The organism is Staphylococcus sp. 11-B-312 (assembly GCF_016743055.1).
Lineage (GTDB): Bacteria > Bacillota > Bacilli > Staphylococcales > Staphylococcaceae > Staphylococcus > Staphylococcus ureilyticus.
Genome location: NZ_CP068241.1, coordinates 832,554 through 856,962 on the forward strand (window position 1 = coordinate 832,554; position 24,409 = coordinate 856,962).

Here is a 24,409-nt window from a genome sequence, read left to right on the forward strand (position 1 = left end):
TTTTACCAAGCAAAACCGAGTGAATAAGAGTTTTAAATAAGCTTGAATTCAAAAAGAAATAATCGCTAGTGTTCGAAAGAACACTCACAGATTAATAACATTTTGGGTTTTCAACCGACGGTTGTCGAGTTGGAAAGCAAATAGATTAAGTTATTAAGGGCGCACGGTGGATGCCTTGGCACTAGAAGCCGATGAAGGACGTTACTAACGACGATATGCTTTGGGGAGCTGTAAGTAAGCTGTGATCCAGAGATTTCCGAATGGGGGAACCCAATACGAGTTATGTCGTATTATCGATACGTAAATACATAGCGTATCGAAGGTAGACGCGGAGAACTGAAACATCTTAGTACCCGCAGGAAGAGAAAGAAAAATCGATTCCCTGAGTAGCGGCGAGCGAAACGGGAAGAGCCCAAACCAACGAGCTTGCTTGTTGGGGTTGTAGGACACTCTATATGGAGTTACAAAGGAATAGATTAGACGAAGCATCTGGAAAGATGCATCAAAGAAGGTAATAATCCTGTAGTCGAAAATCTGTTCTCTCTTGAGTGGATCCTGAGTACGACGGAACACGAGAAATTCCGTCGGAATCTGGGAGGACCATCTCCCAAGGCTAAATACTCTCTAGTGACCGATAGTGAACCAGTACCGTGAGGGAAAGGTGAAAAGTACCCCGGAAGGGAGTGAAAGAGAACTTGAAACCGTGTGCTTACAAGTAGTCAGAGCCCGTTAATGGGTGATGGCGTGCCTTTTGTAGAATGAACCGGCGAGTTACGATTTGATGCAAGGTTAAGCAGTGAATGTGGAGCCGTAGCGAAAGCGAGTCTGAATAGGGCGTTGAGTATTTGGTCGTAGACCCGAAACCAGGTGATCTACCCTTGACCAGGTTGAAGTTCAGGTAACACTGAATGGAGGACCGAACCGACTTACGTTGAAAAGTGAGCGGATGAGTTGAGGGTAGCGGAGAAATTCCAATCGAACCTGGAGATAGCTGGTTCTCTCCGAAATAGCTTTAGGGCTAGCCTCAAGTGATGATTATTGGAGGTAGAGCACTGTTTGGACGAGGGGCCCTTCTCGGGTTACCGAATTCAGACAAACTCCGAATGCCAATCAATTTAACTTGGGAGTCAGAACGCGGGTGATAAGGTCCGTGTTCGAAAGGGAAACAGCCCAGACCACCAGCTAAGGTCCCAAAATATATGTTAAGTGGAAAAGGATGTGGCGTTGCCCAGACAACTAGTATGTTGGCTTAGAAGCAGCCATCATTTAAAGAGTGCGTAATAGCTCACTAGTCGAGTGACACTGCGCCGAAAATGTACCGGGGCTAAACATATTACCGAAGCTGTGGATTGTCCGTAGGACAATGGTAGGAGAGCGTTCTAAGGGCGTTGAAGCATGATCGCAAGGACATGTGGAGCGCTTAGAAGTGAGAATGCCGGTGTGAGTAGCGAAAGACGGGTGAGAATCCCGTCCACCGATTGACTAAGGTTTCCAGAGGAAGGCTCGTCCGCTCTGGGTTAGTCGGGTCCTAAGCTGAGGCCGATAGGCGTAGGCGATGGATAACAGGTTGATATTCCTGTACCACCATGAATCGTTTTAAGCGATGGGGGGACGCAGTAGGATAGGCGAAGCGTACGATTGGATTGTACGTCCAAGCAGTAAGACTGAGTGTTAGGCAAATCCGGCACTCATAAGGTCAAGCTGTGATGGGGAGAGGAAATTGTTTCCTCGAGTCGTTGATTTCACACTGCCGAGAAAAGCCTCTAGCTAGATTTATGGTGCCCGTACCGCAAACCGACACAGGTAGTCAAGATGAGAATTCTAAGGTGAGCGAGCGAACTCTCGTTAAGGAACTCGGCAAAATGACCCCGTAACTTCGGGAGAAGGGGTGCTCTTTAGGGTTCACGCCCAGGAGAGCCGCAGTGAATAGGCCCAAGCGACTGTTTATCAAAAACACAGGTCTCTGCTAAACCGTAAGGTGATGTATAGGGGCTGACGCCTGCCCGGTGCTGGAAGGTTAAGAGGAGTGGTTAGCTTCTGCGAAGCTACGAATCGAAGCCCCAGTAAACGGCGGCCGTAACTATAACGGTCCTAAGGTAGCGAAATTCCTTGTCGGGTAAGTTCCGACCCGCACGAAAGGCGTAACGATTTGGGCACTGTCTCAACGAGAGACTCGGTGAAATCATAGTACCTGTGAAGATGCAGGTTACCCGCGACAGGACGGAAAGACCCCGTGGAGCTTTACTGTAGTCTGATATTGAAATTCGGTACAGCTTGTACAGGATAGGTAGGAGCCTTAGATACGTGAGCGCTAGCTTACGTGGAGGCGTTGGTGGGATACTACCCTCGCTGTATTGGATTTCTAACCCGCACCATTAATCATGGTGGGAGACAGTGTCAGATGGACAGTTTGACTGGGGCGGTCGCCTCCTAAAGAGTAACGGAGGCGCTCAAAGGTTTCCTCAGAATGGTTGGAAATCATTCATAGAGTGTAAAGGCACAAGGAAGCTTGACTGCGAGACTTACAAGTCGAGCAGGGTCGAAAGACGGACTTAGTGATCCGGTGGTTCCGCATGGAAGGGCCATCGCTCAACGGATAAAAGCTACCCCGGGGATAACAGGCTTATCTCCCCAAGAGTTCACATCGACGGGGAGGTTTGGCACCTCGATGTCGGCTCATCGCATCCTGGGGCTGTAGTCGGTCCCAAGGGTTGGGCTGTTCGCCCATTAAAGCGGTACGCGAGCTGGGTTCAGAACGTCGTGAGACAGTTCGGTCCCTATCCGTCGTGGGCGTAGGAAATTTGAGAGGAGCTGTCCTTAGTACGAGAGGACCGGGATGGACATACCTCTGGTGTACCAGTTGTCGTGCCAACGGCATCGCTGGGTAGCTATGTATGGACGGGATAAGTGCTGAAAGCATCTAAGCATGAAGCCCCCCTCAAGATGAGATTTCCCAACTTCGGTTATAAGATCCCTCAAAGATGATGAGGTTAATAGGTTCGAGGTGGAAGCATAGCGATATGTGGAGCTGACGAATACTAATCGATCGAAGACTTAATCAAATTTAAAAGTTTTGTTGGTTAAACTAAATTTTACTTACAATCTAGTTTTGAGTGTATAAATTTTATACATGACATTGTCTGGTGACTATAGCAAGGAGGTCACACCTGTTCCCATGCCGAACACAGAAGTTAAGCTCCTTAGCGCCGATGGTAGTCGGACTTACGTTCCGCAAGAGTAGGACGTTGCCAGGCAATGTATTATTATTCCACAGTAGCTCAGTGGTAGAGCTATCGGCTGTTAACCGATCGGTCGTAGGTTCGAGTCCTACCTGTGGAGCCATATGGCCCCGTGGTCAAGCGGTTAAGACACCGCCCTTTCACGGCGGTAACACGGGTTCGAGTCCCGTCGGGGTCATTGATACATATTGGAGGATTAGCTCAGCTGGGAGAGCATCTGCCTTACAAGCAGGGGGTCGGCGGTTCGAACCCGTCATCCTCCACCATTGCTAATTTAATAATACGGAGGGGTAGCGAAGTGGCTAAACGCGGCGGACTGTAAATCCGCTCCTTCGGGTTCGGCAGTTCGAATCTGCCCCCCTCCACCATTAATGGGCTATAGCCAAGCGGTAAGGCAACGGACTTTGACTCCGTCACGCGCTGGTTCGAATCCAGCTAGCCCAGCCATTAGAGCCATTAGCTCAGTTGGTAGAGCATCTGACTTTTAATCAGAGGGTCAGAGGTTCGAATCCTCTATGGCTCACTTTTAAGCATTCCTTCGGGAATGCTTTTTTTGTTTTTAATAGAAGTTTTTTGATATTTATTATATACATTTTTTTGTTTAAAATAATGAAATTATGTTGCTATACCTAGTTATTTTGAATTAAAAATCGTTATTTTGTTTCTTTATGTAATTTGCTTAAATTTACATAATTGGGGGCTTTTGTATTAGCTTGAAAGTCATATCACTTTAGATTATCCTAGTATCAAACGAAAACAAAGGGGTTTTTTAAATGGATAAATTAGTAGAGATTATTGGTGCACCTTCGACTTATGGCCAAAAAAAATTGGGGGTAGATTTTGGACCGGACGCAATCCGTTATGCAGGTATTGTAGAACGAATACAAAATATTGGAATTAATGTTAAAGATTCAGGTAATATTAGTGTTCCTGCAATACATTTAGAGAAGTTCAACTCAGCTCAAAAAGGATTACGCAATTTAGATGAAATAGTTGAAGTATCTAACCAACTTAGTGAAACAGTATCACAAAGTGTTGATAATGGTAATTTTCCACTTATATTAGGTGGTGACCATTCCATAGCAATAGGCTCAATTTCTGGTATTAGTAAACACTATGAAAATTTAGGAGTGATTTGGTATGATGCACATGGTGATTTAAATGTACCTGAAGAATCACCTTCAGGTAATATACATGGGATGCCACTGCGAGTGTTGGCAGGCGAAGGGGACTCACGTTTAGTGAATATCTCTAATTATGCGCCAAAAGTTAGATCAGAGAACATTGTACTGATAGGTATGAGAGATTTAGATAAGGGAGAACGTCAATATATTAAAGAAAATAATATAAAAACATATACAATGGCCGATATTGATAAACTTGGGATTAAGCACGTGATGGAGGCAACTTTAGATTACTTGAAATCTAAAACAGATGGCATTCATTTGTCATTAGATGTAGATGCCTTAGATCCTGCTGAAACACCAGGAACTGGTACAAGAGTACTAGGAGGCTTAACATATAGAGAAAGTCATTTTGCGCTAGAATTATTACATAATTCAAATTTAATCACTTCCATGGATTTAGTTGAAGTAAATCCTTTGATAGATATGAATAATCACACGGCAGAACAGGCAGTTTCATTAGTAGGTAGTTTCTTTGGTGAAACATTATTATAAAACAATAAAAGGAATAATATGGGGGTAATTGATATGCTCCCTTCAAAGTAGACACTTAAAAATGTAAACTTTGAAGGGAGCTTTTTTATGACTCATAGAAAATTATCACCTGAAACTTATCAAAAAGCTTTCAGCTTATATGAAGAAGGATATAGTATGAAAAATGTAATTCAAAAATTAAATTTAAATTGTTCTCCTAGAACATTATTGATTAACTATTATAAATTTAAGAAGCATGGAATAAAGGTGCTTTTACCAATTCAGAGAAATAATACCTACTCAAATGAATTTAAGCTTAAAGTTGTGCACGAATATATAAATGATGGCCTATCTTTAACTGATTTAGTAGTTAAATATAATATCCCCACTACTTCAACTGTAAACAAATGGATTTCAAAGTATTTATCGGGTAAAATATTAAAAACATATTCTCCAAAACCCGAGGTGTATCAATTGAAATATAAATCATTAACATTTGAAGATCGTGTAGAAATCGTTGATTATTATATGAATCATGGCCAATCGTATAAGATAACAGCAAATCATTTTAACATCAATTATAGCCAAGTATATAACTGGGTAAAAAAGTACAACTTGTATGGGTATGATGGACTTAAAGATGGACGTGGAAAAGGGAAACCCCAGTCTGTATTAACACCTGAAGAAGCATTAAAAGCTGAAATTAAGATACTTAAAGAGAAAAATAAATTTCTTCAAATGGAAAATGACGTTTTAAAAAGGAAGAAGAAATAGAAAGGAAGTTGATGAAACAGGCATCAGACAAAAAGCATCATACCAAACGGTAAAAGCATTTAAAAACCTTTATCCGATAGCTTGGTTATGTTCAGTATTAAAGATATCACGTTCAAGTTACTATAAATGGTTACATCGCAAACCATCAAATAAAGAAATTGAAAACCAAAAATTAATCAAAGATATCGTTGATATCTACAATAAATACAAAGGCATATATGGATATCGTCGTATATACATATATTTAAGACTTAAACTACATCAAAAAGTAAATCATAAACGTGTCTATAGATTGATGAATCAACTTAATCTAAAATCTACTATCCGCCCTAAAAGAAAACGATATATTAAAACAACACCTGAAATTACAGCACATAATATATTAAATAGAAAATTTGAAGAACAAATCCCAAATAAAAATGGTTAACTGACGTTACAGAATTCAAACTCAGCAATGGTAAAAACTTTACTTAAGTGCTATTTATGACTTAGGCAGCAAACAGATTATCAGTCATAAATTAAGTACCTCAAATAACAATAAATTTGTATTAGATACGCTCAAAAAAGCAGTCAAACTTGTGCCGAATACCGAAGGTATACTCTTGCATAGCGACAGAGGATATCAATATACAAGCAGATTATTTAAAGTTACGTTAGAGCAACTTGGTATAAAACAAAGTATGTCACGACCAGGATGTTGCATAGATAATGGACCTATGGAAGGAGTATGGGGAACTATTAAAAGTGAATTGTTTAGAGGAAGAAAAAAGTGATTTTTAAAGACAAGTCTACAGCAATAAAAGCAATTAATTCATATATAGAATTTTTTAATCAAGAAAGAATAACATTAAAAATGGCTACCCTTATATCGTAAATATAAGGTAGCCATAAACATTTTGTTTTTTTCACTGTCTACTTGACAGGGTGCAGTTCAAATTCCATATTATTCCTTTTAATTTTATGATAAAAAATTAATACTTAATATGACAGTTAATGTTATGATTGGTATAATATATAACATGGGAACAGATAACCGGAGGAGATGTTATGGATTTATCCAACTTTTTTGATGATTGGAGTACAGTCAAAATAATTGCTAGTGTACTCGATTTGCTCATTGTATGGTATGTACTTTATCTTCTCATTACAGTATTTAAAGGTACAAAAGCGATTCAATTGCTGAAAGGTATTGTAGTAATTGTGATCGGCCAACAAGTGAGTAAAATGTTAAACTTAACAGCGACATCTCGTTTGTTTGATTTAGTAATACAATGGGGTGTTTTAGCTTTAATCGTTATATTTCAGCCGGAAATTAGACGTGCTTTAGAACAACTGGGTAGAGGAAGTCTATTTAAACGCTATTCTACAAGTTTGAATAGTGATGAAGACAAGCTTATTTCATCTGTTTCTAAGGCTGTTCAGTATATGGCTAAACGCCGGATTGGCGCATTAATCGTATTTGAAAAAGAAACAGGATTACAAGATTATATTGAAACAGGTATAGCAATGAATTCCGAAATTTCTCAAGAATTACTGACTAATGTGTTTATACCAAATACACCTTTACATGATGGTGCTATGATCATTCAAGCGAACAAAATTGCAAGTGCTGCCAGTTATTTGCCACTGTCAGACAGTGCTAAAATAGCTAAAAGTCTGGGAACAAGACATAGGGCAGCTGTGGGCATTTCAGAAGTTTCAGATGCATTTACAGTAGTAGTATCTGAAGAAACAGGATCTATTTCAGTCACGTTTGATGGTAAATTAAGAAAAGATATATCTAATGAAGCATTTGAAGAATTATTGGCTGAACATTGGTTTGGCACACACTTTCAAGAGAAAGGTGTGAATTAATATGTTAGAAAGTAAATGGGGATTAAGATTAATCGCATTAGTTTTAGCATTAGTATTCTTCTTATCTGTCAATAACATGTTTGGTAATATCTTTAATGCTGACCAACTGGGACAAAAATCTACTGAAACACTTCAGGATGTACCAGTACAAGTTAATTATGATAGTAAATCGTTATATGCTAGCGATGTACCGAATAAAGTGGATATTGAAATATCTGGTCCACAATCTCAAGTGTTGAAAGCTGAAAACGGCGAAAATATTAAAGCTGTACTTGATTTGAGTGGTGAGAAGGCTGGAAAACATACCACACAATTCAAGGTCAATGGTTTAAATAAAGACGTTGATTATACAGTTAAGCCAAAAGAAACAACAGTTAATCTTGAAGAAAAAGTTACTAAGAAACTTAAAGTAGAACCTGATGTGAGTGATAATGACTTAGATGCCAATTATAAAGTGAGTGACCAAAGCGTATCGCCTGAAACAGTTAAAGTTACTGGTGGTAACAAGCAAATTGATAAAATTGCATACTTAAAAGCTACGTTTAAAGATAAAGATAAAATTAGTAAAGATACTACGGATATTGCACGTATCACTGCTTTTGATAGAAAACTCAATAAAATCAAAGTATTAATACAACCAAATGAAGTTAATTTGAGCGTCAAATTGGAAGATTATAGCAAGAAAGTAAAAGTGAAAACTAAAGCAATAGGCGCCTTACCTAAAGGTAAAGAGATAGATGATATAAAATTAGATAAAGAAGAAGTAGAAATTTTCGGTAATAGAAACGACATTCAAGATATTGACGAAATTACTGCAGAAATCGATTTAGATGGAGTTACAGAATCAACTGAAAAAAATGTAGAATTTAAATTACCAGATGACGTTTCAAAAATTGAACCAAATGAAACAACAGCAAAAATTAATATTAAATAGATTTTTATAAAGGAGATATAAATCATGGCAAAATATTTTGGTACAGACGGCGTAAGGGGCGTTGCAAACAAAGAATTAACGCCAGAACTTGCGTTTAAATTAGGGCGTTTTGGAGGTTACGTGTTAGCCCATAATGAAGGTGAAAAGCACCCTAAAGTACTAGTAGGTAGAGATACTCGTGTTTCTGGTGAAATGCTTGAATCTGCGTTGATCGCTGGATTGATTTCAATCGGTGCAGAAGTCATGCGTTTAGGCGTTATATCAACACCTGGCGTAGCATATTTAACTAAAGAGATGGAAGCTGAATTAGGTGTTATGATTTCTGCTTCTCATAATCCTGTCCCAGATAACGGTATTAAATTTTTCGGTTCAGATGGTTTCAAACTATCTGATGATCAAGAAAGAGAAATTGAGCAATTATTAGACCAAGAAAATCCAGAATTACCACGTCCTGTCGGTGAAGACATTGTGCATTATTCTGATTATTTTGAAGGTGCGCAGAAGTATTTAAGTTATTTAAAATCAACGATTGATGTTAACTTAGATGGTATGAAAATCGCCTTAGATGGTGCCCATGGTTCTACTTCATCTCTAGCACCGTTTTTATTTGGAGATTTAGAGGCTGATACAGTTACGGTTGGCTGTAATCCTAATGGTTATAATATTAATGATCATGTAGGATCAACACATCCAGAAACATTGTCTGAAAAAGTTGTTGAGGCTGAATGTGACTTTGGATTAGCGTTTGATGGTGATGGCGATAGAATAATCGCTATTGATGAAAATGGAGATATCGTTGACGGAGATCAAATTATGTTCATCATTGGTCAAGCAATGAGCAAGAACCAAGAATTAAATAATAATATGATCGTCTCAACCGTCATGAGTAATTTAGGATTCTACAAAGCTTTAGAAGATGAAGGTATTCAATCTAATAAAACAAAAGTAGGAGATCGTTACGTAGTTGAAGAAATGCGTAGAGGTAATTATAATTTAGGTGGAGAACAATCTGGCCATATCGTGTTAATGGATTATAACACTACAGGTGATGGTTTATTAACAGGCGTGCAGTTAGCAAGCATTATTAAAATGACTGGTAAAAGCTTGAGTCAACTTGCAAGACAAATGAAAAAATATCCTCAATCTTTAGTTAATGTGCGTGTGACTGATAAATATCGCGTAGAAGAAAATGTAGATGTTCAGGAAGTTATGACTAGAGTAGAGGTTGAAATGAACGGAGAAGGGCGTATTTTAGTTAGACCATCAGGCACGGAACCATTAGTAAGAGTTATGGTTGAAGCAGCAACTGATGAAGCAGCACAACATTATGCCCAAACAATTGCAGATGTAGTTAAAGAGAAAATGGGGTTAAATGAATAAGTTCTATGACTTATTTGAAACTGTTAATACAGATACTAATGATAGTGTTAGTACATGTATTGACAGTTTTTTATTAGCTATAAACCAAACGAAGTGTGTAATTCATAATATTATATTTTAAATTCATTTTGTAAATTAAGTTAGGTAGATATCTAGTAGAATCAGAAGCATAAGAAAAGTACAGAATTGAGCTATAAAGTCACTTATTTCTTGCAAATACAACTAATGTTATAAAAATTAACTAAAAAGACTAATCCATATAAATGAGGATTAGTCTATAATTTTGGATATTTAATAATACATTATCTTTTATAAAACGTTGTATTCTTTGTTAATTTCAGAAGCCAAGTGATCATCAATTTTAGCATAATCTTTTAAGAAGGCTTCAACACCATAATCTTTAATATAATTATTTTTTTCAACTGTTTCTTGATCATTCGTATCATCGTATTTTAATAGTAATGCAGCTGCTTTAATTAAGGCATGATGTTTTAGATTATTTTGATAGAGATAATTTAATGGTTTAATTATTCTATCTTGAGGTCCAATTTTACGGATTGTGCCTCGACCAACACGAGTTACTTCATCTGAAAGATGAGGGTTTTTAAAGCGCTCAATAATTTTATCAACGTATTTTGCTTGTTCTGATGTTGAAAAATCAAATTGGTTCGTAATGTATTGACTGGTTTCTTTTAAAACTTCTTCCAGGTCATGTTTGATTATTTTATCATTCATTGCATCTAAAATCGTAGGTTGATTATTATATCTACCAGCGTAGGCTAAGAATGCATGACCAGTGTTTACCGTCAATAATTTTCGTTCAATATAAGGTGTTAAATTAGACACGTATTTGATATGATCTAATTCTGGACCATACCATGCATCTTTTTCTACAACCCATTCATAGAAAGGTTCCACGATGACATCTAAAATATTCTCATTGGACTGCAGAGGAACAATTCGATCAACTGCAGAATTGACAAAATGAATATGGTCATCTAATGGACCAGTGATATCTAAGATTGCCTCTTTCAATGTGTTCGTAGCCATAATGGCATTTTCACATGCTACAATATTTACCGGTGTTTCTTTTTCTTTTAAATAAGGCGCAAACGTTTTAGCTATAATTGGTAAAATATTTACACCGACTGCAGTAGTAATTAAATCAGCTTCTAATACAGCTTGTTTTAATTTAGCAGAAGGTTGTCCTGAATTGATTGCGTCAACATTGTGCACACGAGTTGTTGTTTGCGCATCGTCAGCTAGTATCACATCATATTCATGTTTTGAATCTAAAGCATCAATAATTTCAGCATTGACATCTGCAAATGTAACTTTAATATCATTATCAGCTAAAATATAACCAATAAAACCACGACCAATGTTACCCGCACCAAAATGTAATGCTTTCATTATGCGTCAGCCTCCTCAAATACTTGTTTAATTTCTTCAGCTGATGAAGCATTGATAATGCGTTCAACATTTTCTTCTTCACTAAATGTAATAGCAATTTTTGATAGTAAATCTAAATGCTCACCATCTTTACCTGCGATACCTACAACCACTTTAACTTCTTCTCCATCCCAATCAACACCATTAGGAATTTGAATTAAAGTTAACCCTGATTTTAATACACTAGTTTTCGCTTCATCAGTACCGTGGGGAATGGCCAATCCATTACCCATAAATGTTGTTACAACTTGCTCACGATCTTTCATAGCTTGAATGTAGTCTTCTGTAACTGCACCACTGGATACAAGTGCTTGTCCTGCTTTTTCAATTGCTTCGTTTTGATCTTTCACTGTTTGATTAATGAAAATATTGTCATTGCTAAATAATTCGCTCATATTATTCACTCCATGTTTAATTGATTTTGTAATGCTTTCAGATAACTTTGTTTTAGTAAATCTGATAATTGTTCTGTTTGTTGCATAAATTGATCGATATTATCGAGATGCTCACCAATTTTTCCAGATAATTCACTAATAAGTTGTGCCATGATATCATCCGGAGGTATGAACATATTTAATAAATATGTTACAGAAACTTTGTCATTTTGATTACTTTTAAGCAAAAGTGGGTTTTCTAATATAGTGACTAGGATAAATGGTTTTTTAATTAAATCACTTTTTAAGTGTGGCATAGCAATAGGATAAGGATCTAAAACAAAGCCTTGTTCATCCATGCGTTGCTTAATAAGTTCAGCGAATGACTGTTTATCTTCAATAATTTGATGTTTAAATAATTGTCTTGTTAAATACATAATCCAATCTTGAATATGTGTATAATCAATATATATCGAATCAATGACTTCAAGTCCTTTACGGATATAATCTAATTGATATTCAGGATTTGAAAAGGTTATATCAGCATCATCAAATATTTGCGTTTGTGGCTTGTCTTGTTGCATGTTTAGAAAAGCAGCTACGTGATTAATGTCTGCATCTGGTAACAATGGATTAACAGTGAGATATGGTAAGCTGATATCTAGATTAACTGTTGAAATAATAGCATCATATTGTTGAATATCAATGGAATTAAGATCACCCACAGAGGCTTGCGTTGTTTGTTGAATTTCACTAAATGTTTGTTGTAATCGTGTAGCAAGTAGACGGCTTGTACCAATCCCACTACTGCAAACGACGAGCACCTTATAAAAAGATGTGGCTTGTTTTTGAATTGCACCACCGAAATGTAATACGATAAATGCAATTTCACTTTCTGGAAATTGAAAATTTGGCCATGTTTTTATTAAACCTTGATGTACACTTTCAAATAATCTTGGATATTTATGCTTAATCATTTCAGTTAAAGGATTATGCGTTTCAATATTAGCATTTAATCGATTGATTGCAGGTATTATATGCAATTTTAACCCTTCGCTTAATGTTCGCCAATCTTTAAATGTTTGTTGAGAAATCTCTGATACCATTTGAATAAGATTTTTGATGCGTTGATCATCTTTATTATTTTTAAACACTTCAGTAGTTTCTTTGCGTTTGGCCCCGCGTAAATGAATCGTGATAAAGGTTATTTCGGCTTGGTTGAACTGAACGCCGTAGATGTGCTCTAAATGTAATGCTAAAGCTGAGGCGACTTGATGTTCAAAGGTATCTTTGACATGATTATAAATATCATCATTTAAAGCTACATATTCATCTTTAAGCATTCGATCAATGCTGAGCACAATGTGTACTGTTAAAGTTAAATAGCTTGATTCTGTCAGTGAATAAGGTAGTTGTCCTAAATGATCCATAAGAATTCTCTCAACTTGGAAGATTTTATCTAAATCTACCATTGGTAACTGAGTTTGATTAATGGATTGATACACAAAGTGGTTTTCTATTACAGAATAAACACTCGTACTGTTTAAATTATTAACCATCAATTGACTTAATAACTCTCTTTTTTTTGATTCAGCACCATAAAGGTGAATACCTTCACCACGCTTTTTTTGAAGCGTTAATTGATATTGTACGAGTTCACCATCTAACTCATCTAGTAATTTAGCTAGGGTTTGCGTAGAAACACCAATTTCGTGTGCTAAACTGTATTGCTTGATTGGGTCTTTAGCTTGAATAAGTGCATATAATATAATTACTTTTTGTTCTTCTTGAGACAAATCAATCGTAACTTGTTGAAGTAATTCATTTTTTAATGAATGTATCGCTGATGGACTACCAGATAACTGTAAACCTTTTTTCGTAACGCGTTCCAATTCAATATTAAAACTTTCTAAAAATGGCTCAATAGACTTTAATTCTCTATGAATAGTACGAGAGGATACAGCTAAATGTTGAGCAATGTCATAAATAGTGACATATTGACCGTGATACTTAATTAACATTTCGATAATTTCCTTTTCACGTGTACTCAAAAACATAGCCATACCCTCCAATTTATTTCTCTTTTAGTGAGTGATTAGTTTTCTTCTTTTTTAAGGTTTTCTAATAATTCATCATATCTAGGAGAATTTAAGAAATTCTCTACTGAAATATGAATTGCATTTGGAACTTGTTTGATTGCTCTATCTGTTAATTTTTTCTGAGTAATGACAAGTTGAGCGTCACTTGGCAATTGATTAATCGCTGTATTCGTTACTTCAACGTCTTGAATGCTAGCTTTTTTGAATTTGTTACGTAACATGCTTGCGCCCATAGCACTTGATCCCATACCTGCGTCACAAGCGAAGATAACATGATTTACTTTACTGTAGTCATGTGCATCTACATTCTCTGTATCATAGTTATATAGTAAATCATCCTCTGATTGACTATCACTATTTTTGTCAGCTGTATCTTTTGTAGTTGTTGAAGTGTTATCATCACTATTCCCTGTTAACTTAGAAGATACACTCGATTTTTTACCTTTTGATGCTTCCATTTTCTCTGTCGCTGCTTCTAAATCTTCTTCTGTTTCTTTTGTGAATTTTAAAATAATTGATGAAACAATAAATGAAACGATTGCTGCTAATAACACACCTGTAATCATGTGTAAGAATTCGCCTTTAGGGGCATTTAACATATATACGATAAATGAACCAGGTGAAGCTGGACTTTTGAACCCAAAGTCTAATAATGAATAAGTAGCAACACCAGTCATACCACCTAATATTACTGCGATGAACAATAAAGGTCTCATTAACACATAAGGGAAGTAAATTTCATGAATACCACCTAAGAAGTGGATAATCCCAGCCCCATATGAAGTAGCTTTAGCTGTCCCTTTACCAAAGATCATATAAGCAACTAAAACACCTAAACCTGGACCAGGGTTTGATTCGATTGTGTATAAAATAGATTGGCCTGCAGATGCAGCTTGATCTGCACCCAATGGTGTAAATACACCATGATTTATAGCGTTATTTAAAAATACGATCTTAGCAGGTTCAACAATAATACTTACCAATGGAAGTAAATGCGCATGTACCAATGCTTCAACAGCAACTGATAAAATATGCATGATAAATTCCATGATTGGTGCTAATATTTTAAAACCTATGATAGTCATAATAAAACCTAAAATACCAGCTGAGAAGTTATTGAATAACATTTCAAAACCTTGTGGTGTTCTTGGTTGAATGAATTCATCAGTTTTCTTCATTAACCAACCAACAAGTGGTCCCATAATCATTGCACCTAGTAACATAGGTGTTTCTGGTAATGCTACAATAACACCCATTGTTGCTACAGCTGCAATAATTCCGCCACGCATCTCGTGTATTAGGCGACCACCACTATAAGCAATTAATAATGGTATTAAATAAGTAATCATTGGTCCAGCTAATTCACCTAAATCTTTATTTGGCCACCAACCGCCATCTATAAATATTGCTGCTATAAAACCCCAAGCAATAAAAGCACCAATATTAGGCATAATCATACTACTTAAAAATGAACCAAAGGCTTGAACTTTACGACCAATTCCTTTATTTTCTTGAGCATCTGTTTGTGACATAATTTGCACCTCTTTTTCTCTGTATTTAAGTATCATTGTAGGTCTGTTTACATAAATAAACAACAAATAGTAATCTCAAATTTGTCACATATTTTTTGACAAGTTTATGACTATTAATATATGGAAGATTTTGAATTTTTAATAATAAAAACATTTTGCAATTATTTTAAGGATGAAGTTAATAAAAAATTTGCATTTGGTCACAAATACATTGTACAATTAGTGGTATTGAAGGAAAGGAGGAAAGTTTGTCTTAAATATATCAATAAAAGCGCCTGTGCAAGTGAAGCGGTTAAATATTTAACATTTAAGATTTATAGCAGAAATCTTAATAGATATGAAATCGAAGCTTGTAGACGAGGAGGATAGTTATCGAACCATCGGCGGATGCTATCCCGGATGTGGCTCATTCGTAAACTTATTAAGGAAAACATTAGGGTGACCTAGTGCACAAAGTTAATAAGATAGCCAAATTAAATAAAAATTAAAAGTAAAGGTGAATGGGATTTCTGTGCCTATTTTTAAAATTTCTTACAAAAACGAATGTTAAGAAATTTATTTGAATTGGTCTTATATATTGAACAGGTTCCTATACGCCGAACGTTCAATACCCTTCACCATTAAATTGGAGGAGTATTTATATGTGTGGAATAGTTGGATATATCGGGCATGATAATGCCAAAGAATTGTTACTAAAAGGATTAGAAAAATTAGAATATAGAGGATATGACTCTGCTGGTGTTGCTGTTGTTAACGATGATGGCACAAATGTATTTAAATCAAAAGGACGTATTGCAGAGTTAAGAAAAGTTGCAGATAGTAAAGACGTTGATGGCAATGTAGGTATTGGTCACACACGTTGGGCAACACATGGTGTGCCAAATTATGAAAATTCACACCCACATCAATCTGCAACTAAACGTTTCACTTTAGTGCATAATGGTGTAATTGAAAACTATGAAGAGTTAAAAAATGAATATTTATCAGATGTAAAATTTCTATCTGAAACTGATACAGAAGTTATTGTTCAATTAGTTGAATACTTCTCAAATACTGGACTTTCTACAGAAGCAGCGTTTACGAAAGTTGTATCGTTATTAGAAGGTTCTTACGCATTAGGATTAATTGATAGTCATGACCGTGACACTATGTATGTTGCAAAAAATAAATCGCCGTTATTAATTGGTGTAGGCGATGATTTTAATGTTATTGCTTCAGATGCACTTGCAATGTTACAAGTAACAAACCAATACAAAGAAATTCATGATCATGAAATTGTTATTGTTAAACGTGATGATGTAGTTATTAAAGACCAAGAAGGTACGGTACAAGACAGAGAAGCTTATACTGCACAAATTGATGCTGCTGATGCAGAAAAAGGTGTTTATGATCATTACATGTTGAAAGAAATCCATGAACAACCTGCAGTAATGCGTCGTATTATCCAGGAATATCAAGATGCTGAAGGTAATTTGAAAATGGATGCGGATATTATAAAAGATGTAGCAGATGCAGACAGAATTTACATCATCGCAGCAGGTACAAGTTATCATGCAGGATTAGTTGGTAAAGAATACTTAGAAAAATGGGCAGGCGTGCCTACAGAAGTACATGTTGCTTCAGAATTTGTATATAATATGCCATTACTTTCTGAAAAACCATTATTTATTTACATTTCACAATCAGGTGAAACAGCGGATAGTCGTGCTGTATTAGTAGAAACTAAGAAACTAGGGCACAAATCATTAACAATTACAAACGTTCCTGGTTCAACATTATCTCGTGAAGCAGATCATACTTTATTATTACATGCCGGTCCTGAAATAGCCGTTGCATCTACAAAAGCCTACACTGCACAAATTGCAGTACTTTCAATTTTGTCACAAATTGTAGCGAAAGAACACGGTAAAGAAGCCGACGTTGAGTTATTACGAGAACTCGCGAAAGTGACTACTGCTATTGAAACAATTGTGGATGATGCAGATGTAATGAAACAAATTGCTACAGATTTCTTAGAAACAACTAGAAATGCATTCTTTATTGGTCGTACAATCGACTATAATGTTAGTTTAGAAGGCGCATTGAAGCTTAAAGAAATTTCTTATATTCAAGCAGAAGGTTTTGCAGGTGGTGAACTTAAACACGGTACGATTGCTCTTATTGAAGAGGGTACTCCAGTGATTGCTTTAGCTACACAAGAAAATGTAAACCTTTCTATTCGCGGCAATGTGAAAGAAGTTGCTGCACGTGGCGCAAACCCTTGTATAATTTCTATGGATGGATTAAATAAAGAGGGCGACACATACGTTATTCCTCATGTCCATGAGTTGTTAACACCATTAGTTGCTGTTGTGGCAATGCAGTTAATTTCATATTATGCTGCACTGCACAGAGATTTAGATGTGGATAAACCACGTAACTTAGCTAAGTCTGTAACAGTTGAATAAATTTATAAATAAATTTGAGCTGGGACATTAAATTGTCTCAGCTTTTATTTTTAACTTATTGAAAGTGAAATGTTTTCAAAAGTTTAGAAAATTTAATATGCTAAGAAGAACGATTACATATAGAAATTAAAGAAAGGTAGTGTAAAATAATGACAAAACCTAAAATTTATACTATGGCTTTTGGAAATGTTTATCCTCATTTAGTGAAAAAGGCCGAAAAAAAAGGTAGAACGAAAAATGAAGTGGACACGATCATTAAGTGGATGACCGACTATAGTCAACCTCAGTTGGATGAAATGGTAGAAGATGGCACTGATTATGAAACATTTATTCAACAAGCACCACAATTAAATCCACATAGAACTAAAGTGACAGGTGTTATTTGTGGGATTCGTGTTGAAAATATGGAAGAATCAGTAATGAAAGAGATTAGGTATTTAGACAAGATGGTTGATGAATTAGCTAAAGGTAAGACATTGGAAAATATATTTAGACAGAATCAAAAATAAATGGCAATTTAACAAAGGGGGATATATATGCTAATTGATTTGAACAATATAGCAAGAAGAAAAGATGGAAAAGAAATTGTTCAAGGTGTGAGTTGGCAGATTAAAGAGGGAGAAAAATGGATGTTATATGGTTTGAATGGGGCAGGTAAGACGACACTATTGAATATTTTAAATGCCTATGAGCCAAATACGTCAGGTGAAATGACTTTATTTGGTATGAAGCCTGGAAACAAAGGATATTCTGCTGAAAATGTACGCCAGCAAATTGGATTTGTATCTAGTAGTTTAATGGATCGTTTTCAAGATGGTGAAATTGTTTTAGATGTAGTAATGAGTGGGATATTTAAGTCAATCGGTGTGTTTCAGGATGTACAACAACAACACATAGATTTGGCAAAACAATATTTAAAGCAAATGGGAATGACTCAATTTGAAAATCAATATTATGGTTATCTTTCTACTGGAGAGCGTCAAAAAGTGTTGATAGCAAGAGCTTTGATGGGGAGCCCTAAACTTTTAATTTTGGATGAACCAGCTTCAGGACTAGATTTTATTGCAAGAGAAGATTTATTAAGTGCACTGACACAATTGTATAAGCAAAATCCTCAATTAGCAGTAATTTATGTCACGCATTTTGTAGAAGAAATCACCCAGGACATTGATTATGGTTTTTTATTGAAAAATGGACAATCTTTCAAACAAGGTCAATTATCCGAAATTCTAAATAATACAACATTAAGTCACTTCTTTAAGCGGAATGTCAGCATAACATATAACCATGGGCGCTATACATTGTTTTTAGAAGATGAAGACATTGCAGAAACATAGACAAAGTGCCATAATTTAAGACGATAACATATGATGGAGGATTTATATTAAATGGAAAATGTTAAAGCAATATTTTTGGATATGGATGGTACAATTTTACATAAAAACAATCGTGTAGATAACGAAACGACAGAAATAATACAGACTTTAAGAAATCATGGTTATAAAGTGTTTTTAGCTACTGGAAGAGCACATGATGAAATTCATTACCTTGTACCTAAAGACTTTAAAGTGGATGGTATTATTAGTTCTAATGGTACGAACGGTGTCGTTCACAATGAAACTATTTTTAAACATAGTTTAACATTTGATACGGTAAATGAAATTGTGAAAAGAGCAAAAGCACAAGCAATTTATTATGAAGTGTTTCCTTTCGACGGCAATCGTATCATTCTTAATGAAGATCAAACGTGGGCAGAAGCTATGTTTAAACAATCAACACCACCTGAAAACGTAGGCTATAGTGAGTGGACATCCCGTAGAGAATCTATTGTTGAAAAAGTAAGTTGGGAACCAATTATCCCTGACACATCATTTTCAAAAATTTATTTATTCTCACCAGATTATGATAAGATTACTCAATTTCGAAATCAGTTAATCGATGACCAAACAGCACTTCAAATCAGTGTATCAAATTCATCGCGCTTTAACGCGGAAACAATGGCTTTTGGTATTGACAAAGGCACTGGAATTAAAGAAATGATAGACTACTTTGGCATTAAACAAGAAGAAACATTAGTCATTGGTGACAGTGATAACGACAGAGCGATGTTTGCGTTTGGTAATTATACTGTAGCGATGAAGAACGCTCGGCCAGAAATTCAAGCTTTAGCTGATGATGTCACTTCATTCACAAATGAAGAAAATGGTGCGGCATTATACTTGAAAAAACATTTATTATAAAATATACGTATAGATAAATTGATTAAAAAAGACACTTTTCTCGTTTAATAATGATCATTAAATGAGATAAAGTGTCTTTTTTGATATGGATAATTGACTGTTCAAATGCTTTAGCATAAGAATCAATTGAGAGTGTGCAAGTATAATATAAACAGTTAAGTAGTATCGTAAAAAAAGACAAGTATAAATTCAAAAGGACTAATCCTTTTGAACGTGGATTAGTCCTTTTTGAAGGTAGAACGATGGTCCTAACTGTTTCCTATTGATATTTATTTTTCTTTGTTATCAATTTGATCTTTGATATCTGAAGCCTTTTCTTCAGCATTATCTTTAAACTGATCAGAAGTTTGATTAACTTTATCCGTAGCTTTCTCAGTTGTATGATTAACACTATTGCTTACTTTAGATGTTTGATTAGATTGTGTAGAAGCTTTTGATTTTTTAACTTCTGATTTATCTATTTTCTCGCCATTTTTATTGTAGTATTGAATAATTGCTAATAAGTTTGTGTAATAAACGATTAATCTAATTATAATAACGATTACTGACACAATATAGATAATAGTCGTTGCTAATGTTTGTGAAATACTACCAGTACTAATAGAAACTAATTGACTTACTGGGTTTGCTAAGATGATAACAAGTAAATTTAGCAATAATATACCTATATAGAATTTAAACCAAGTTTTATTGCCGTTTTTAATAGCTTTAAAGCCACGTTTCACAGATGACCAAGCGCCTCTACTAGGTTCCTTAACAAAAGCTAATGTATAATTGATGATTAGGATTGTAAAGAACCAATAAACAAATGACAATATAAATACTTGTAAAGTAGCGGCAATGATTTGGAATGTTAATGACCATCCAAGTGCATGATCAGAACTGCTTAACGGTCCTTGTAATGCAGTGAATAATTGTACAATGCCTAATTGTAATAGCTTACTTATTAGAATATTAAGTAATAATATAATAATAATACTTAATAAAGTAATTAAAGATAATTTTAACGATTTAGCATATTTACCTTTTTTAAATATTGAAAATAAATCTTTGAATTTAACCTTGTCTTTATTAATTGCATTGTCTATAGTGTATATAGTTCCAGCAATAAGTTGATAGCCTACAAATATGAAAACCACTAATGGAATTAATATTGCTAGTATTAATGTAATTAAGGCACTACCAATAGGTTGTTGCATTGCCATTGACATTAAAAACTTATATATTGCTGGTTGAACTGGTATAAAAGTTAGAACAGTCAAAGCAAATAATATGATAAAACTTACAATTGTGAATAGTAAAATTTTAGCATTTTGCGGTTTAGCATTTTGTAATGCTAGTTTATGAAATTTAAACAAATTTTAAGCACTCCTTTTTAGTGATAAGCATATGCTATCAAAAAATTAGAGATTTTAAAATTAATAGGTAACAAAATGGCTATAAAATGTTAAAATGACCAAATGAGAAAATGTTGAAAGGAGATATCATCATGAAATTTGCAATTCTTACTGATGTACATGGCAATTTTGATGCGTTGGATACAGTATTGGATGATATTGATAGAAGAAAAGATATAAATAAAATATATAACCTAGGTGATAATATTGGTGTAGGCCATGAAACAAATAAAGTACTTGACGAAATATTTGAAAGAGATGATATGGAAATTATTGCAGGTAATCATGATGAAGCGGTGATGTCAATTGTTAACGATACGCCTTATCCTGAAGACTTAAAAGATAAATTTTATGAACACCACCAATGGATTGAAAGCCACTTAGATGAAGATTATTATGATAAATTAAATGCATTACCTCGTGTTATTGAAAAAACTATAAATCATAAAAAAATCATGTTCATTCATTATGAAATCCCAAATGATAAATTGAAAACGCCAATTGATGGGCAGCCGTTTAGTCCCATTGTGGAACCTACAGAAGAAAATATTAAATCACTATTCGAGGATAAAGAAGCAGATTTAATTGTTTTTGGTCATAATCATACGGTTCATTTGTTTGATGATAAATCTAAAGTTTATTTTAATCCTGGATCTGTTGGATTGAATAATGGCGCATATGCTGTATATGGTATTGTTACTATCGATGAAAATGAATTTTCATTTGAAAGGGTTAAAGTTCCTTATGATAATGAAGAATTTATAAGAGGTTTTAAAGAAAAACAAGTGCCAGCTAAAGAGCTGATATTTGATAAATTTTTATAGGCATAAAATGTTTTGGATTTGTTATATATTTTAAAAGAAATTTAAATAATAAAAGTGACTAGATTGATATTGCTTATTTTAAGCTTTAAAATCTAGTCACTTTTTATTTTTATTCATGTTATTTTTCTGTATAAATTGCTGAACATAAAGTATTGTTGTCATGATTATGATATTCTGTTTCAAACTGTATTGTCATATGTTGAATGTTTAAATGTGTTAGACGATGTTCGAGTAAGTTTAAAAGTTGTTCACCTTCTTCAATTGTCATGTCATTTGGTACAACTGCATGACAACTTAAAGCATTTATTTCGTTAGAAATAGTCCAAATATGACAATCATGTACATTTATTATTTGCGCTTCACTTGTAATAGCACTTATGATTTCACTCATATTGACATCGCTTGGCGTACCTTCCATCAATATATTGATGGATGATTTCGTTATCCCCCAACTACTTTTAATAATAAGTAGAGAAACGATAATACTCGCAATAGGATCTGCAAATGTCCAATTAAATGTCCAAATAAGAATAGCTGCTGTAATGGCTCCGACTGAACCTAATAAGTCACCAATAACATGGAGAAATGCACCACGCATGTTTATATTATGATCTGTATCTCCACCTTTAAACATAAAGGAAGCAACAACGATATTAACGATGAGTCCAATTACACTGATAATAAACATTTCTGTAGATTTTACAGCTACTGGATTAAAGAAACGGTCGATTGCTTCTATGATTATAAAAATACCGATAACAAATAGCGTTACGCCATTAAATAATGCAGCTAATATTTCGAAGCGTTTGTATCCAAAAGTCTTAGATTTAGTAGCGTGTTTTTCAGAATAAATAAAAGCTAATAAAGCCACACCTAATGAAATTGAATCACTGAACATGTGTAAACCATCAGATAATAGTGCTAAACTATGTGCTAAAAAACCTCCGATGATTTCAACAATCATAAATATACCAATAATTAAAAAGCTAATGAGCAAGATTTTTTTATTATTGGTATGTACATGTCCATGTGTATGATTATGTGTGTGATTGTGTTCGTGTTGTTGAGTCATATAGGTCCACACCTTTCATTATAGTTTTATAGTTTGTGATTTGCGTGATGTATTGCTTGTTTTAGTAAATCAGTTACATGTGTATCGTCAATTGAATATATCATTGACTGGCCTTCTCGGGTAGATTTGACTAGGTGGGCTTGTTTGAGTATACGTAACTGATGTGACACATTAGATTGGCCCATATTTAAAGTGTGCGCAATATGTCCTACACTGCTAGAACTTTGAGATAATAAGTGCATGATGCGTATGCGATTTGTTTCGCTTAATGCTTTGAAAATATCGGTTACATGATTTAATGTTTCAGTGTTTATTGATGCATCCACAAAATTCACCTCTATATATGAATATATTAGTATATATTCATATATTAATGCTTTCGTACTAATATGTCAACAAAAAGTGCATAATTGTTTTAAATTCTTATAAAAGTGGTAGACTTTTAGTATTAACTTAATTAAGGAGGTACCAATATGAGTATTTTAGTTATTGGCGCTAATGGTGGCGTTGGTCAACATTTAGTAGAACAATTGAAAGAAAAAGATATAGACTTTACCGCTGGAGTTAGAAAAGAATCCCAAGTTGAACAGTTAAAAGAAAAAAATATCAAAGCAACATTAATTGATGTAGAAACAGACGATATTCAAGCTTTAACTGAAAAATTCAAAGGTTTTGATCGTGTAGTATTTTCTGTTGGTTCAGGTGGTAGTACAGGCGCTGATAAAACAATTATTGTAGACTTAGATGGTGCTATTAAAGCTATTAAAGCAAGTGAGGCAAATCATGTTAAGCAATTTGTTATGGTGTCAACATATGATTCTAGAAGAGAGGCATTTGATGCTAGTGGAGACTTGAAGCCTTATACAATTGCTAAACATTATGCTGATGAATATTTAAAACAAGCATCAGTATCATATACGATTGTACATCCTGGTGTTTTATTAAATGATGATGGCACAAACAAGATTGAAGTAGGAGCCTTTTTTGAAGGTAGAGGCTCAATTCCAAGAGAAGATGTCGCTTCAGTTATCAATGAAGTTGTAACAACTGATGATTATTTAAATACTGAATTCCAAATTATTAGTGGAGATGTGGAGATACCACAAGCTTTAGATAATTTTAAAAATAAATAA

17 protein-coding genes, 6 tRNA genes, 2 rRNA genes and 1 pseudogene are annotated in these 24,409 nt (G+C 34.7%); 19 read left to right on the forward strand and 7 right to left on the reverse strand.

Annotated elements, in window-relative coordinates:
- Positions 1-143 precede the first annotated feature (143 nt).
- From JG554_RS03780 to glmM, 13 genes and pseudogenes are all read left to right on the forward strand, one after another.
- Positions 144-3,062 (forward strand): 23S ribosomal RNA (locus JG554_RS03780).
- 77 nt (positions 3,063-3,139) lie between these two features.
- A 5S ribosomal RNA gene (gene rrf, locus JG554_RS03785) occupies positions 3,140-3,254 on the forward strand.
- Positions 3,255-3,267: 13 nt separating this feature from the next.
- Positions 3,268-3,342, forward strand: a tRNA-Asn gene (locus JG554_RS03790).
- Between the two features lie 3 nt (positions 3,343-3,345).
- A tRNA-Glu gene (locus JG554_RS03795) sits at positions 3,346-3,417 on the forward strand.
- A gap of 12 nt (positions 3,418-3,429) precedes the next feature.
- Positions 3,430-3,505, forward strand: a tRNA-Val gene (locus JG554_RS03800).
- An 18-nt stretch (positions 3,506-3,523) separates the two neighbouring features.
- Positions 3,524-3,607 (forward strand) — tRNA-Tyr (locus JG554_RS03805).
- 4 nt (positions 3,608-3,611) lie between these two features.
- Positions 3,612-3,686, forward strand: a tRNA-Gln gene (locus JG554_RS03810).
- Positions 3,687-3,689: 3 nt separating this feature from the next.
- Positions 3,690-3,762 (forward strand) — tRNA-Lys (locus JG554_RS03815).
- Positions 3,763-4,012: 250 nt separating this feature from the next.
- Positions 4,013-4,918 carry an arginase gene (gene rocF / locus JG554_RS03820; protein ID WP_070039777.1) on the forward strand — a complete coding sequence of 302 codons (906 nt, stop codon included), beginning with the start codon at positions 4,013-4,015 and terminating at the stop codon, positions 4,916-4,918.
- Between the two features lie 87 nt (positions 4,919-5,005).
- Positions 5,006-6,545, forward strand: a pseudogene (locus JG554_RS13330) (IS3 family transposase).
- A gap of 173 nt (positions 6,546-6,718) precedes the next feature.
- Positions 6,719-7,525 (forward strand): diadenylate cyclase CdaA, encoded by an 807-nt coding sequence (gene cdaA, locus JG554_RS03840; protein ID WP_019467737.1) that lies wholly within the window; start codon positions 6,719-6,721, stop codon positions 7,523-7,525.
- Position 7,526: 1 nt separating this feature from the next.
- Positions 7,527-8,459: a CdaR family protein gene (locus JG554_RS03845; RefSeq protein ID WP_064209821.1), complete on the forward strand. Its 933-nt coding sequence runs from the start codon at positions 7,527-7,529 to the stop codon at positions 8,457-8,459.
- 24 nt (positions 8,460-8,483) lie between these two features.
- Positions 8,484-9,839, forward strand: a complete 1,356-nt coding sequence (glmM, locus tag JG554_RS03850) for a phosphoglucosamine mutase (protein WP_046207709.1) — start codon at positions 8,484-8,486, stop codon at positions 9,837-9,839.
- Between the two features lie 309 nt (positions 9,840-10,148).
- Here the strand turns inward: glmM and JG554_RS03855 are convergent, their stop codons facing one another.
- From JG554_RS03855 to JG554_RS03870, 4 genes are read right to left on the reverse strand one after another with little or no spacing between them, the layout of a single operon-like run.
- The gene (locus tag JG554_RS03855) at positions 10,149-11,252 is read right to left on the reverse strand and encodes a mannitol-1-phosphate 5-dehydrogenase (protein WP_064209822.1); all 1,104 of its coding nucleotides are present in this window, start codon (positions 11,250-11,252) and stop codon (positions 10,149-10,151) included.
- Positions 11,252-11,686 carry a PTS mannitol transporter subunit IIA gene (locus JG554_RS03860; RefSeq protein WP_070039544.1) on the reverse strand — a complete coding sequence of 145 codons (435 nt, stop codon included), beginning with the start codon at positions 11,684-11,686 and terminating at the stop codon, positions 11,252-11,254. The genes JG554_RS03855 and JG554_RS03860 overlap by 1 nt, the downstream gene beginning before the upstream one ends.
- A gap of 5 nt (positions 11,687-11,691) precedes the next feature.
- Complete coding sequence (locus JG554_RS03865) at positions 11,692-13,722, reverse strand: BglG family transcription antiterminator (protein WP_203265375.1); 2,031 nt, start codon at positions 13,720-13,722, stop codon at positions 11,692-11,694.
- A gap of 38 nt (positions 13,723-13,760) precedes the next feature.
- Complete coding sequence (locus JG554_RS03870; protein ID WP_070039542.1) at positions 13,761-15,296, reverse strand: PTS mannitol transporter subunit IIBC; 1,536 nt, start codon at positions 15,294-15,296, stop codon at positions 13,761-13,763.
- A 641-nt stretch (positions 15,297-15,937) separates the two neighbouring features.
- Here JG554_RS03870 and glmS point away from each other — a divergent pair.
- The 4 genes from glmS (at position 15,938) to JG554_RS03890 (ending at position 19,983) form a co-directional block, all read left to right on the forward strand.
- Complete coding sequence (gene glmS / locus JG554_RS03875; protein ID WP_046207715.1) at positions 15,938-17,743, forward strand: glutamine--fructose-6-phosphate transaminase (isomerizing); 1,806 nt, start codon at positions 15,938-15,940, stop codon at positions 17,741-17,743.
- 149 nt (positions 17,744-17,892) lie between these two features.
- Positions 17,893-18,252, forward strand: coding sequence for a DUF2200 domain-containing protein (locus tag JG554_RS03880; protein ID WP_046207716.1), 360 nt, complete (start codon positions 17,893-17,895; stop codon positions 18,250-18,252).
- A 27-nt stretch (positions 18,253-18,279) separates the two neighbouring features.
- On the forward strand, positions 18,280-19,080 hold the full coding sequence (locus JG554_RS03885) for an ABC transporter ATP-binding protein (RefSeq protein WP_046207717.1): 801 nt from the start codon (positions 18,280-18,282) through the stop codon (positions 19,078-19,080).
- A gap of 51 nt (positions 19,081-19,131) precedes the next feature.
- Complete coding sequence (locus tag JG554_RS03890) at positions 19,132-19,983, forward strand: HAD family hydrolase (protein WP_046207718.1); 852 nt, start codon at positions 19,132-19,134, stop codon at positions 19,981-19,983.
- Between the two features lie 269 nt (positions 19,984-20,252).
- On the opposite strand, the gene JG554_RS03895 is transcribed toward JG554_RS03890, so the two are convergent.
- Positions 20,253-21,341, reverse strand: coding sequence for a hypothetical protein (locus JG554_RS03895; protein WP_046207719.1), 1,089 nt, complete (start codon positions 21,339-21,341; stop codon positions 20,253-20,255).
- A 131-nt stretch (positions 21,342-21,472) separates the two neighbouring features.
- On the opposite strand from JG554_RS03895, the gene JG554_RS03900 reads away from it, so the two are divergent.
- Positions 21,473-22,204 carry a metallophosphoesterase family protein gene (locus JG554_RS03900; protein ID WP_046207720.1) on the forward strand — a complete coding sequence of 244 codons (732 nt, stop codon included), beginning with the start codon at positions 21,473-21,475 and terminating at the stop codon, positions 22,202-22,204.
- Positions 22,205-22,322: 118 nt separating this feature from the next.
- Here JG554_RS03900 and czrB read toward each other — a convergent pair whose 3' ends face one another.
- Positions 22,323-23,276 carry a CDF family zinc efflux transporter CzrB gene (gene czrB, locus JG554_RS03905; RefSeq protein ID WP_070039538.1) on the reverse strand — a complete coding sequence of 318 codons (954 nt, stop codon included), beginning with the start codon at positions 23,274-23,276 and terminating at the stop codon, positions 22,323-22,325.
- A gap of 26 nt (positions 23,277-23,302) precedes the next feature.
- Positions 23,303-23,602 carry an ArsR/SmtB family transcription factor gene (locus JG554_RS03910; RefSeq protein ID WP_080937829.1) on the reverse strand — a complete coding sequence of 100 codons (300 nt, stop codon included), beginning with the start codon at positions 23,600-23,602 and terminating at the stop codon, positions 23,303-23,305.
- A 147-nt stretch (positions 23,603-23,749) separates the two neighbouring features.
- Between JG554_RS03910 and JG554_RS03915 the strand changes: the two genes are divergently transcribed.
- Positions 23,750-24,409 (forward strand): SDR family oxidoreductase, encoded by a 660-nt coding sequence (locus JG554_RS03915; RefSeq protein WP_064209828.1) that lies wholly within the window; start codon positions 23,750-23,752, stop codon positions 24,407-24,409.